At 63.4% G+C, this 12,873-nt stretch carries 12 protein-coding genes; 9 read left to right on the top strand and 3 right to left on the bottom strand.

Going from position 1 to position 12,873, the window contains the following annotated elements; genetic code table 11:
- Positions 1-8 precede the first annotated feature (8 nt).
- Positions 9-764 carry a response regulator gene (locus tag ACYPXD_RS00355; protein WP_459706168.1) on the bottom strand — a complete coding sequence of 252 codons (756 nt, stop codon included), beginning with the start codon at positions 762-764 and terminating at the stop codon, positions 9-11.
- 278 nt (positions 765-1,042) lie between these two features.
- Here ACYPXD_RS00355 and recA point away from each other — a divergent pair, with 278 nt between their 5' ends.
- From recA to ACYPXD_RS00395, 8 genes are all read left to right on the top strand, one after another.
- A complete protein-coding gene (recA, locus tag ACYPXD_RS00360) occupies positions 1,043-2,125 on the top strand; it encodes a recombinase RecA (protein ID WP_459706170.1) in 1,083 nt (360 codons plus the stop codon).
- Positions 2,126-2,132: 7 nt separating this feature from the next.
- On the top strand, positions 2,133-2,945 hold the full coding sequence (gene recX, locus ACYPXD_RS00365; protein ID WP_459706414.1) for a recombination regulator RecX: 813 nt from the start codon (positions 2,133-2,135) through the stop codon (positions 2,943-2,945).
- Positions 2,946-3,099: 154 nt separating this feature from the next.
- Positions 3,100-3,819, top strand: coding sequence for a DUF2889 domain-containing protein (locus ACYPXD_RS00370; RefSeq protein ID WP_459706172.1), 720 nt, complete (start codon positions 3,100-3,102; stop codon positions 3,817-3,819).
- The gene (gene sucC, locus ACYPXD_RS00375; protein ID WP_459706174.1) at positions 3,816-4,988 is read left to right on the top strand and encodes an ADP-forming succinate--CoA ligase subunit beta; all 1,173 of its coding nucleotides are present in this window, start codon (positions 3,816-3,818) and stop codon (positions 4,986-4,988) included. Before ACYPXD_RS00370 ends, sucC begins: the two co-directional genes overlap by 4 nt.
- 119 nt (positions 4,989-5,107) lie before the next feature.
- Positions 5,108-5,989 carry a succinate--CoA ligase subunit alpha gene (sucD, locus tag ACYPXD_RS00380; protein ID WP_459706176.1) on the top strand — a complete coding sequence of 294 codons (882 nt, stop codon included), beginning with the start codon at positions 5,108-5,110 and terminating at the stop codon, positions 5,987-5,989.
- Between the two features lie 247 nt (positions 5,990-6,236).
- Complete coding sequence (locus tag ACYPXD_RS00385; RefSeq protein WP_459706178.1) at positions 6,237-6,950, top strand: TerC family protein; 714 nt, start codon at positions 6,237-6,239, stop codon at positions 6,948-6,950.
- A 157-nt stretch (positions 6,951-7,107) separates the two neighbouring features.
- Complete coding sequence (locus ACYPXD_RS00390; RefSeq protein ID WP_459706180.1) at positions 7,108-7,743, top strand: pilin; 636 nt, start codon at positions 7,108-7,110, stop codon at positions 7,741-7,743.
- Between the two features lie 121 nt (positions 7,744-7,864).
- Positions 7,865-9,655 carry a PglL family O-oligosaccharyltransferase gene (locus tag ACYPXD_RS00395; RefSeq protein WP_459706182.1) on the top strand — a complete coding sequence of 597 codons (1,791 nt, stop codon included), beginning with the start codon at positions 7,865-7,867 and terminating at the stop codon, positions 9,653-9,655.
- Here ACYPXD_RS00395 and moaC read toward each other — a convergent pair whose 3' ends face one another.
- Positions 9,656-10,135, bottom strand: coding sequence for a cyclic pyranopterin monophosphate synthase MoaC (moaC, locus tag ACYPXD_RS00400; protein ID WP_459706184.1), 480 nt, complete (start codon positions 10,133-10,135; stop codon positions 9,656-9,658).
- A gap of 384 nt (positions 10,136-10,519) precedes the next feature.
- Here moaC and ACYPXD_RS00405 point away from each other — a divergent pair, with 384 nt between their 5' ends.
- Entirely contained in the window at positions 10,520-12,199 is a 1,680-nt protein-coding gene (locus ACYPXD_RS00405; RefSeq protein WP_459706187.1) for a M48 family metalloprotease, read from the top strand.
- Between the two features lie 44 nt (positions 12,200-12,243).
- Here the strand turns inward: ACYPXD_RS00405 and ACYPXD_RS00410 are convergent, their stop codons facing one another.
- Complete coding sequence (locus ACYPXD_RS00410; RefSeq protein ID WP_459706189.1) at positions 12,244-12,867, bottom strand: DUF2946 family protein; 624 nt, start codon at positions 12,865-12,867, stop codon at positions 12,244-12,246.
- Positions 12,868-12,873: the final 6 nt, after the last annotated feature.

Consider the following 12,873-nt stretch of genomic DNA (forward strand, 5'->3'; position numbering starts at 1 on the left):
GTATCGGCTTACTTGAAGTGATGACTCGCCGGCATCGCGGCCGATGCGGCGGGATCGAGCGACGGTGCGGCCGCGGTTTGCGGCTGGGCCGGCGCCGGTGCGGCTTTCTCGAGGCAGTAGCCGAGGCCGCGTACGGTGATGATGCGCACGCCGCTCGGCTCGATCTTTTTACGCAGCCGGTGCACGTAGACCTCGATCGCGTTGTTGCTGACTTCCTCGCCCCATTCGCACAGGTGATCGACAAGCTGTTCCTTCGACACAAGCCGGCCGATCCGCTGCAGCAGCACTTCGAGCAGCCCGAGTTCGCGCGCGGACAGATCGATCACCTGCTCATTCACGTAGGCGATGCGCCCGACCTGATCGAACGACAGCGAGCCATGCCGCACGACGGTCGGGCCGCCGCCCGCGCCGCGGCGCGTAAGCGCGCGCACGCGGGCTTCGAGCTCGTTGAGGGCGAACGGCTTGGCCATGTAGTCGTCGGCGCCGAGATCGAGGCCCTTCACGCGTTCGTCGACGCTATCGGCCGCCGTCAGGATCAGCACCGGCAGGTTCGAATTGCGCGCGCGCAGGCGGCGCAGCACCTCGAGCCCGGACATGCGCGGCAGGCCGAGATCGAGAATCAGCAGGTCGAACGTCTGCATCGACAGCGCCGTATCCGCTTCGACGCCGTTCTTCACATGGTCAACGGCGTATGCCGATTGGCGGAGTGATCGAATCAGACCATCCGCGAGTATGCTGTCGTCTTCGGCAATAAGAATTCGCATGATGCGCTGGCGGCATGCCGGCGCCGGTCTGTCCGGCGCGCAGCGTCTCCTGAAACTTTATTGTGGTGGGGTTGGTGTCCGATTGGCCATGCGTGTTTACACAGGCCTACACGCGCGCAAATTTCGTTGGAATTGCGTTAAACGGCGGTTAATTGGGCTTGCCAAGACCACTGTTTTTTTATACAGTATCTGCGTCTGACGTGCCGCCCGGATTGTAACTATAGGGAGGGGCGCGCACAGCCTGCACAGGCGCCGTTCATCATAGCAAAGGACGATTCATGGAAGAAAGCAAGAAAGGCTCGGCTGGACTGACGGCTGAAAAGAGCAAGGCGCTTGCTGCCGCGCTCGCGCAGATCGAAAAGCAGTTCGGCAAAGGGTCGGTCATGCGGCTCGGCGCAGGTGAGGCAGTCGAAGACATTCAGGTGGTTTCCACCGGATCGCTCGGCCTCGACATCGCATTGGGCGTCGGCGGTCTGCCGCGCGGCCGGGTGGTCGAAATCTACGGGCCGGAATCGTCGGGTAAGACCACGCTGACGCTGCAAGTCGTTGCCGAAATGCAGAAGCTCGGCGGCACCGCGGCGTTTATCGATGCGGAACACGCGCTCGACATTCAATACGCAGCAAAGCTGGGCGTGAATGTGTCCGACCTGCTCGTGTCGCAACCCGACACCGGCGAACAGGCGCTCGAAATTGCGGACGCGCTCGTGCGCTCGGGCTCGATCGACATGATCGTCATCGACTCGGTCGCGGCACTCGTGCCGAAGGCCGAAATCGAAGGCGAGATGGGCGATTCGCTGCCGGGTCTGCAAGCGCGCCTGATGTCGCAGGCGCTGCGCAAGCTCACCGGCACAATCAAGCGCACGAACTGCCTCGTCATCTTCATCAACCAGATCCGCATGAAGATCGGCGTGATGTTCGGCAATCCGGAAACCACCACCGGTGGTAACGCGCTGAAGTTCTACGCGTCGGTGCGTCTCGACATTCGCCGTATCGGTTCGATCAAGAAGAACGACGAAGTGATCGGCAACGAAACGCGCGTGAAGGTGGTGAAGAACAAGGTGTCGCCACCGTTCCGCGAAGCGATTTTCGATATCCTGTACGGCGAGGGTATTTCGCGTCAGGGTGAAATCATCGATCTGGGCGTGCAGGCGAAAATCGTCGACAAGGCCGGCGCCTGGTACAGCTACAACGGTGAACGTATCGGTCAGGGTAAAGACAACGCGCGCGAATTCCTGCGCGAGAACCCGGACATTGCACGCGAAATCGAAAACCGCATCCGCGAGTCGCTGGGTGTCAATGCGATGCCGGCCGATGCAGTCGTCGGTGCAGACGCCGACGCGGAAGTCGCGGACGAAGAGTAAGCACCGCGTGATGCGCAAGGGCCGACCAGGGTCTGAGTCCGGCAACGCCGGTCCCGGACACACTACGAGCGGTCCGCTCGACGGGGGGGATTCCCCCGTCGACGCATTCGATCCCTTCGAGTCTTTTGATGCACATGATCGTGCGGCAGGCCGTGGGCCTGCCACCCCTTCTAGTCCGCCTGGTTCGCGCTTAGGTTCGCGCTTAAATCCGCGCTTAAGTCCGCGCTTAAGTCCGCGTTCCGATCCCTGGCGCGCGACCGACGCTTCCGTCCCCGCAGCCGAAGGCGAAACCACCTACACACGTTCGCGCCGCCAACTTGGCGCCGGCGCAACGAATTCAACCTCGCCCGAGTCACCACGCCAGCGCCCAACGCGCTCGCTCAAAGGCCGCGCGCTTGCCTACCTGTCGCGACGCGAACACAGTCGCGCGGAACTGTCCCGCAAACTACAGCCGTTCGTCGAAGAAGGCGATTCGCTCGACACGCTGCTCGACTCGCTCGAGCGGGAAAACTGGCTGTCCGACTCCCGCTTCACCGAAAGCCTCGTGCACCGGCGCGCATCGCGGCTCGGCGCGAATCGCATCGTCGGCGAACTGAAGCGGCAAGGCGTCGGCTCGACGCTGATCGAAGAAACCGCCGCGCAATTGCGCGAAACCGAACTTGCGCGCGCACGTGCCGTCTGGCAAAAAAAATATGGCCAGCTTCCCGAGACGCCCGCGGAGCGCGCAAAGCAGGCGCGCTTTCTCGTCTCGCGTGGATTTTCGCAAACGGTGGTCTCCAAAATCCTCAAGGGCCTCGACGAAGACTGGAGTGCCGGCTAGGGCATCCATCCGGCGTTCCCACCGCGAAATCCGGTGCGCCCACGCCGAGCGCCGGCCGGATAAGCGTGTCCGATCCGCACCGGACAAGCCGAAGCGCCGAAACTCAATATGCTAAAATCCGCTGGTTTCCAAATCCGGCCTCCTGTCCCCTCGCATGCCGCTTTCCCCGCCAGTGCCCCGTCAATTGCGCCATCGCCGCGCAATCCGAGCGGATGCCTTTGAGCGTGCGGATGGCTTGTGGGATATCGAGGTGTGCCTCACCGACACCAAGCCGCGCGACACCGTGCTGGCGTCGGGCGTCCGGCCCAATGGCCTGCCGATCCATGAACTCTGGCTTCGCATCACGATCGATCGCAAGCTTAATGTCGTCGACGCCGAAGCGTCGTCGGCCTGGGTTCCGTATCCAGGTCTCTGCGAAGCATCGAACCCCGCCTATCGGGCCCTCATCGGGCTCAATCTCCTCGATAACTTCCGTCGTCACGCTGCGCGTCTCTTGGGCGGCACGGTCGGCTGCACGCATCTCACCGAGCTTTGCGCGGTGGTGCCAAGCGCAGCAATCCAGGCCTTTGCCGGCGACGTATGGAACACCGCGAACGCAAGCGCGGAGCAAAGGGACGAGGCAGGACGGGCAGGCGCAGACTCAAACGAAATTTCAAACGATAAACCGCCATTCCAGTTGGGTCGCTGCCATACGCTGCGATTCGACGGCGAGGCGGTGCGACAGTTCTATCCGCGCTGGTACGGCCATGCGCCGCGTTCGCTGCGGCCTCGCGAGGCGCACGGCGCCGGCGCACCAGCTGCACACGCAGCTGCCGAGGAGACAGCCGGAAAAGATGTTCTATCCAACTCTCAGACTGAAGGGAATCACGCATGAAGATTCACGAGTACCAGGGTAAAGAGATCCTGCGGAAATTCGGAGTCGCGGTGCCGCGCGGCAAGCCGGTGTTCTCGGTGGACGACGCGGTCAAGGCCGCTGAGGAACTGGGCGGCCCGGTGTGGGTCGTGAAGGCTCAGATCCACGCGGGCGGACGCGGCAAGGGCGGCGGTGTGAAGGTCGCGAAGTCGCTCGACCAGGTGCGCGAGTATTCGAACCAGATTCTCGGCATGCAGCTCGTCACGCACCAGACCGGTCCGGAAGGCCAGAAGGTCAACCGTCTGCTGATCGAAGAAGGCGCTGACATCAAGAAGGAACTGTATGTCGGTCTCGTGATCGACCGCGTGTCGCAGAAAGTCGTCGTGATGGCGTCGAGCGAAGGCGGTATGGACATCGAAGAAGTCGCCGAGAAGCATCCGGACGCGATCCACAAGGTTGCCGTGGATCCGTCGAAGGGCCTGCTCGACGCGGAAGCCGACGGTCTCGCGAAGAAGATCGGCGTGCCCGACGCTTCGATTCCGCAAGCGCGCACGATCCTGCAAGGTCTCTACAAGGCGTTCTGGGAAACCGACGCATCGCTCGCCGAAATCAACCCGCTGATCCTGACCGGCGACGGCAAGGTGATCGCACTCGACGCGAAGTTCAACTTCGACTCGAACGCGCTGTTCCGTCATCCGGAAATCGTCGCGTACCGCGATCTGGACGAAGAAGATCCGGCTGAAGTCGAAGCATCGAAGTTCGACCTCGCGTATATCTCGCTCGACGGCAACATCGGCTGTCTCGTGAACGGCGCAGGCCTCGCGATGGCGACGATGGACACCATCAAGCTGTTCGGCGGCGAGCCGGCGAACTTCCTCGACGTCGGCGGTGGCGCGACGACCGAGAAGGTCACCGAAGCGTTCAAGATCATGCTGAAGAACCCGAACCTGACGGCGATTCTCGTCAACATCTTCGGCGGCATCATGCGTTGCGACGTGATCGCGGAAGGCGTGATCGCAGCGTCGAAGGCCGTGTCGCTGAAGGTGCCGCTCGTTGTGCGCATGAAGGGCACGAACGAGGATCTCGGCAAGAAGATGCTTGCCGAATCGGGCCTGCCGATCATCGCGGCGGATAGCATGGAAGAGGCTGCGCAGAAGGTTGTCGCGGCGGCGTCGGGCAAGAAGGCTTAAGGCCACCGCGCTCATCACCGGATACGAATGGCGGCGCGAGCGCGCGGCGTGGGTGGACAGCACCACAGCACCTGTCCATGGCGCAGGCGACGCGAAGCCAAACGAACAGAGGTCAATACATGTCGATTCTGATCAACAAAGACACGAAGGTCATCACGCAGGGCATCACCGGCAAGACCGGTCAGTTCCACACGCGCGCATGCCGTGAGTACGCAAACGGCCGCGAAGCGTTCGTCGCGGGCGTGAACCCGAAGAAGGCCGGCGAAGACTTCGAAGGCATTCCGATCTACGCAAGCGTCAAGGAAGCGAAGTCGGAAACCGGCGCGACCGTGTCGGTCATTTATGTGCCGCCGGCAGGCGCCGCAGCGGCGATCTGGGAAGCGGTCGAAGCCGATCTCGATCTCGCGATCTGCATCACCGAAGGTATTCCGGTCCGCGACATGATCGAGATCAAGGACCGTATGCGCCGCGAAAACCGCAAGACGCTGCTGCTCGGACCGAACTGCCCGGGCACGATTACGCCGGACGAACTGAAGATCGGCATCATGCCGGGCCACATTCACCGCAAGGGCCGCATCGGCGTCGTGTCGCGTTCGGGCACGCTGACGTACGAAGCAGTCGGTCAGTTGACGGCGTTGGGCCTTGGCCAGTCGTCGGCAGTCGGTATCGGCGGCGATCCGATCAACGGTCTGAAGCACATCGACGTCATGAAGATGTTCAACGACGATCCGGATACCGATGCGGTCATCATGATCGGCGAGATCGGCGGTCCGGACGAAGCGAACGCCGCTCACTGGATCAAGGACAACATGAAGAAGCCGGTGGTCGGCTTTATCGCCGGCGTGACGGCGCCTCCGGGCAAGCGCATGGGCCACGCAGGCGCGCTGATCTCGGGCGGTGCGGATACCGCTGAAGCGAAGCTCGAGATCATGGACGGCTGCGGCATCAAGGTGACGAAGAACCCGTCGGAGATGGCGCGTCTTCTGAAGTCGGTGCTGTAAGGCGCCCGGTTTCGCGCTTAAGGCTTCACCAGACAGTTCATCGTTTCACCTTCGCGCTTTACACCCGCGTTTTACACCCGCGTTTTGCACCGATACGCCGGCGTACCTCCCAGGTACGCCGGCGTATTTTTTTGTTACTCTTACGAAATTCTTTCGTAAGACGCCGTGCCCGTCTTAAAAAGCGAGAGAGCGCCGCTCCCTCGCTTTTTTGTCGCCCGCTCTTACCGCAACCTTCTATCCTGCTTTCATGCTCGACTTCTTCGCAACGCTCCATTGGGGCGCGGTTTTTCAGATCATCGTTATCGACATCCTGCTGGGTGGCGATAACGCGGTCGTCATCGCGCTCGCGTGCCGCAACCTGCCGCCGGACCAACGCGTACGCGGCATTGTCTGGGGCACACTCGGCGCGATCCTGCTGCGCGTCGTGCTGATCGTGTTCGCGGTCGCGCTGCTCGACGTGCCGTTGCTCAAGTTCGCGGGCGGCCTGCTGCTGCTATGGATTGGCGTGCGCCTGCTCGCGCCCGCTCACGACGCGCACGCGTCCATCAAGCCCGCCGACAAGCTGCTTGCCGCGATCAAGACGATCATCATCGCGGACGCGGTGATGAGCCTCGACAATGTGATCGCGATCGCCGGCGCGGCGGAGCAGGCGGACCCGGAGCACCGCATTGCGCTCGTGATCTTCGGCCTCGCGGTCAGCATTCCGCTGATCGTGTGGGGCAGCCAGCTCGTGTTGCGATTGCTCGACCGCTTCCCGGTGGTCATCACGCTCGGCGCCGCGCTGCTTGGCTGGATTGCGGGCGGACTTATCATCAACGATCCGGCCGGCGACCGCTGGCCGGTTCTCGATGCGCCGGCCGCCGAGTACGGTATGAGCATCGCCTGCGCGCTGTTTGTGGTGATTGCCGGCCATCTGGTCAAGCGCCGCAACGCGCGCCTCGCCAGCCACTCGCCGCACTAGCGGTGTCCTGCAGCGTTCACGGCGGCCACTCTACGGCAGATTTCGCGGCGTGCATATATGCCGTTCGGCTGACTAGGTTAGCGCGTCGCAACTCGCTACGATTTCACGCCTGTCCTGATGTCCGGGGCAGGCGTTTTCGTTTCGAGGAGTTATGCTGATGATCGCCACTGTCGCTGCCTGTTCACTTGCTTCGCTGTCTTCGCTGGTTGCCCGCCGCCGCTTCGGTCCGCCTGACGGACGATGGCAATGGACCTCCGGGCTCGCGCGTACCTGCTACGCGGCCTATGGTTTTACGCTGATCGAGCTGATGATCGTGCTCGCGATCGTCGGCGTGATCGCGTCGTACGCCATTCCCGCGTATCAGGACTATCTGGCGCGCAGCCGGGTCGGAGAAGGTTTGTCGCTTGCCGCGTCGGCGCGGCTCTCGGTCGCGGAAAACGCGTCGAGCGGCAATGCATTCGGAGGCGGCTACACGTCGCCGCCGGGCACGCGCAACGTAAAGACGATTCACGTCGACGACGACAGCGGGCAGATCACGGTCGCGTTCACCGCCCGGGTCGCGCCGGACGAGTCGAACACGCTGGTGCTCGTCCCGTCCGTGCCTGACAACGCGGATGCGCCTACCGCGCGCGTCGGCCTCATTAAAGGCGCCGCGCAGCCGGGCGCGTTGACATGGGAGTGTTTTGCGGGCGGAAAGCATGTTTCGTCGTTGCCGGCGCCAGGCGCGGGACCGTTGCCTGCGGAGGCGGCGACGCTGCCGTCGAATCTCGCTCCGCCCGAATGCCGCGCCTGATGCACGGTTCTTGCAATAGCGCCATGGTCAGTTGATCCCATCGGCGTATTTCGGCACAGCCGGCGCACAGCGGGAGGAAACTTTTGTATAGTGCGCCGGTTGCCGACGTCTCACATTGCTCATGCCCACGACTTTTGCACGCTATCTTTCGCTGTTCCTGCTGGTCTGTGCGTTGATCCTGCCGTATGCGGTCGTCAACCATACATACCCGATCCCGACGTTCTATGCGGAATTCACGGCGCTCTCGCTGTACCTGCTGACCGGCGCCGCGGTTGCGCTGATGGCGTGGACATCGCGCCCGCGCATTCCGTTCCGCTCGCCGGCGGTGGCGCTCGTGCCGCTCGGGTTCGGCATCGTGCTGATCGCGCAGACGTTCGCGCTGCCGCTCGCGCAACCGTCGATGAACTGGCTCGGCGCGGGGTTCCTGCTCGCCGCGTTCATGGCGGTGCATATCGGCTTCGGTTTCAATCGCGCTGAGCTGACCGACACCGTGTTATGCGTCGGCGCGGGTGCGCTGATCATCGGTGCGCTCTTTGCCGTGTTCTGCCAGTTGATCCAGCTGTTTCATCTCGAAGCGAAGGTCACGCCGCTCGTCGTCGCGTACAACATCGTGGTCGACCGGCGTCCGTTCGGGAATATGGCGCAGGCGAATCACCTGGCCACTTGCATCGCATTCGGCATGGCGGGCGCGATGTTCCTCGTGCAGACACGGCGTCTGAATGTGATCGTCTGGGCGGTGCTGGCGGCGATATTTTCGTTGGGTCTCGCGCTGACGGTGTCGCGCGGCCCGTGGCTGCAAACCGGCGTGATCGTGGTCGCGGGCTGGTGGATGGCGTTTGCCGAGAAGCGCCGCCACCCTGAGCGTCGCCGCAGCGATCGGGAATGGCTGATTCCGTTTGCGCTCGCGTTGCTGTTCGTGCTTGTCAACGTCGTCGTGCGCTGGGCGAACGTCCGCTACCACCTCGACCTCGCGGTATCGGCCGCCGATCGCTTCAGGGAAGCGGGGCAAATTGCGCCGCGCCTCGCGCTATGGAAATACGGATGGACGATGTTCAAGGGCCATCCCTGGCTCGGCGTCGGCTGGGGCGAGTTTCCGCGCTACCAGTTCGACTTCGTGCGTCAACTGGGCCACGTCGAGATCGCGAATAACTCGCACGACATCTTTATCGATCTGCTCGCGAAAACGGGGGTGATCGGTTTCGCGATCGTGCTGCTCGGGTTGTTTGCGTGGCTGGTCCGTGTGCTGCGCGCGCCGCATACGGCGGCGCGCGTGTTCGGGCTTGCGATGATCGGCGTGCTCGTCATGCATGCGCTCGTCGAGTATCCGCAGCAATACATGTTCTTCCTGCTGCCCTCGATGTTTATCTTCGGGCTGCTCGATACGAAGCCGCTGCGCTGGGTGTCGGGCGGCGTATCGCTCGGCGTCTATTCGGTCATCGTGTTCTTCGGTCTTGCCGCGCTCTATCCGGTGCTGCGCGACTATAACCGCGCGGAAGTGCTGTACTACGGCTCGCATCCGGCGCAGGAGTACGAGGCCAATCCGTCGATCCTGTTCGGCGCGTGGGGCGAGTATGGGATGGCGACGTTGTTGCCGATGAACGGCACGAACCTGCCGTACAAGCTCGAAATGCACAAGCAGGCGATCGCGCTGCTGCCGGGAGAAACCGTGTTGCGCCGCTATGCGGTGCTGCAGGCATTGAACGGCAACATACCGGGTGCGTTCGATACCGTCGAGCGTCTGAAGCTATTCGCGGAAGAGCTCAACGACTGGCCGTCGCAGCTGGCTTCGCTGTATAGCCTTTGCGACGAACAGAAGACGCTTGCCGGCTTCAAGGCGGACCTCGTGAAGAAGTATGGAACGCCGCCGAAGGACATCAACCAGGACGAAGACGACGATAACGAGGACGGTTGATCAAACCGCCGCGACCCAGTCGCCCGACTTCCCGCCATGCTTCTCCAGCACGCGCACGTCGGTGATGGTCATCCCGCGATCGACGGCTTTGCACATGTCATAAACCGTCAGCAATCCAACTTGCACCGCGGTCAATGCTTCCATCTCCACGCCGGTCCGTCCGCGCGTTTCGACTCGCGCGGTGCAATGCACGCCCGGCAGCGTGTCGTCGAGTTCGAAATCCACCGTCACGCGCGTCAAGGCAAGCGGGTGACACAGCGGAATCAGGTCCGCCGTGCGTTTCGCGCCCTGAATCGCCGCGATTCGCGCAACGCCGATCACGTCGCCTTTTTTCGCATTGCCGCCGCGAATCAACGCGAACGTGTCAGGCAGCATCTTGATCGATCCGCGCGCGATCGCGACGCGCTGCGTCTCCTCTTTACCGCCGACATCGACCATATGCGCCTGGCCGGCCGCGTCGAAATGGGTGAGTTCAGGCATGGGTGTATTCCGCTCCTCTTGCTATCAGATTGGCGCCGGCTATCGGGCGCCGGCTATCGGGCGCCGGCTATCGCAACGTGCAGTGCCAACAATACCAACAGCACCGACAGTACCCAGCGGTACCGGCAAAAACACCGGCAAACAGCATTGTGCCGTCCACTGAATTGCACCTTGGCGCCGCGCGCTAGAATTTGACCATATGCCGCCTGTCTTCGCACGGTCGCCATGGGGTAGGCGGCTGGTTACAATCGTGCGGAAGCAGCAACATGAGCAGCAGCACGTGCAGTCAGACCGCGCAGTGAATATGCGCGGTAAAAGCGAACAAGCCGCGGGCCGCGATCTTCGTCCCGCTCCTTCAACCACGCGAAAATCGCGCACCAAGCAATGCGTTCGAAACGGATTCTTGCCGCGTTGTTGTCCGTCGCGCTTGCCGCACCGCAACCCTTGCTTGCGCAAGCCGCGAGCACGGGCTTGCCGCTCGAATCCGGTCCTCTCGAACAGTACGCGTCCCCCGATCTGCCGCCCGATATCGCGCAGGGCATATTCGGCACCTATGGCGGCGCGCAATCGCGTTTCTCGGGCAACGTCGGCGGCAATTCGAGCTTGCGCGCGCCGATCTCGACGCAGCAACTGCCCGACCTCGGCGACGGCTCGGGCGGATCGCTGACCCCGCAGGCCGAGCGCAAGCTCGGCGAGCGCGTGATGCGCGAAGTCCGGCGCGACCCCGACTATATCGGCGACTGGCTGGTGCGCGACTATCTGAATTCGGTGTCCGGAAAACTCGCCGCCGCGGCCACCGCGCAATACATCGGCGGCTACCGGCCAGACTTCGACCTCTTCGCAATACGAGATCCGCAGATCAATGCGTTTTCGCTGCCGGGCGGCTTTATCGGCGTAAATACCGGATTGATCGTCGCGACGCAGACCGAATCGGAACTCGCGGGCGTGATCGGCCACGAAATGGGCCACGTGCTGCAGCGGCATATCGCGCGGATGATCACCGCCAGCGAGAAGAGCACTTATGCGGCGCTCGCGGGTACGCTGCTCGGCGTGCTGGCCGGCGTGCTCGCGCATAGCGGCGATCTCGGCACCGCGATCGCGCTCGGCGGCCAGGCGTACGCGGTCGACAACCAGCTGCGCTTTTCGCGCGCGGCCGAGCACGAGGCCGACCGCATCGGCTTCCAGCTGATGTCGGGCGCCGGCTACGATCCGTACGGCATGGTGTCGTTCTTCGAGCGGCTCGACCGCGCGGCGATGAGCGATGCGGGCGCGCCCGCCTACGCGCGCACGCACCCGTTGACCGGCGAGCGTATCGCCGACATGTCCGATCGCGCGCGCCGCTCGCGGTACCGGCAGCCGCACCAGGCGCCCGAATACGGTTTCGTGCGCGCACGCTCGCGCGTGCTGCAGGACCATTCGCGCAGCGAGTACGCGGACGAAATCGTGCGGATGCGCTCCGAAATCGAAGATCGAACGGCGCTGAACGTCGCCGCGAACTGGTACGGCATCGCCTATGCGCAGACCTTGCTCGAACGCTACGACGATGCGGTGGTGTCGCTGGCGAAAGCGCGTCAGGCGTTCGATTCGAGCGCGCGCAGCGAAGGCAGCACCGCGCGCAGTTCGCCGAGCCTCGATGTGCTCGCGGCCGACATCGCGCGCCGCGCCGGCCGGGACGACGACGCGCTGCGCCTCGCGCAATTCGCGCAAGACCGCTGGCCGCAGTCGCATGCGGCGATCGAGATGCATCTGCGCACGCTGCTTACCGCGCGGCGTTTCAAGGAAGCGCAAGCGCAGGCACAGCGCGAGACCGAAGCGGATCCGCAGCAGCCCGCATGGTGGCTTTATCTCGCGCAGGCGAGTGCCGGCACCGGCGATGCGCTGACGCAGCACCGCGCGCTCGCCGAGCAGTTCGCACTCGAAGGCGCGTGGCCGTCGGCAATCCGCCAGCTGAAGGAAGCACGCGATATCAAGACGGCGGGTTACTACGAGCTCTCGACGATCGACGCGCGCTTGCATGAATTCGAAGCGCGGTACAAGGAAGAACGGGAAGACGAGAAGAGTTGATCGCCGGACGGCCCGCGCGACGCATTGCTCGTGTCGCGCAAGCGTCACGCGTTGCCGGACTCTCCTGCAGCACGAGCGGCGCCCGCAGACGCCGCCCGCCGAGCCGGACTCGCGACAAACCCGAAACGCGCCTCCACCTCCGCCCGCGCCACCGATTGCAACGGCAACGCGTACCCCTCACGCCAATCGAACCTGCCGCTCAGCCCATCCGCGGATAGTTCGGCGTGCTCGGAAAACAGATCGAGATCGTGATCATGAAGCGTTGCCACGCGAGGTGCCGACGACGCAGCGTCGACAAACAGCACTCCGCCTTCGTCATCGACATAAGCCGCGGCAGGCGAGAATGGCTGCCCCGCATGATCGGTAAGCGTTAGCGCGCCGCCCTCATCATCAACAGCCAACCGCACAATCCACGGCGTATAAACGAGCTCGACATACACACGCTGCGGCCCGTTCTGAAAAAACCACTGCCCCTGCGCGTCGCTTTCGTAATTGCGATTGATAAACCCGATCAGCGCCACATGCCGGATCGGCTCGCCGAGCGCGCCGCGCGCCTGCGCGGCCTCGTCGCGCATGCGCCACGTGCCGCGCCGGTCGAGCAGCAGCCAGCCGGTGCAATGCGGCACGTTCGGCCATTTGGCGAGCGCCTGTTTGACGATTTCGTCCATGATGCG

This window comes from Paraburkholderia sp. 2C (genome assembly GCF_054589215.1).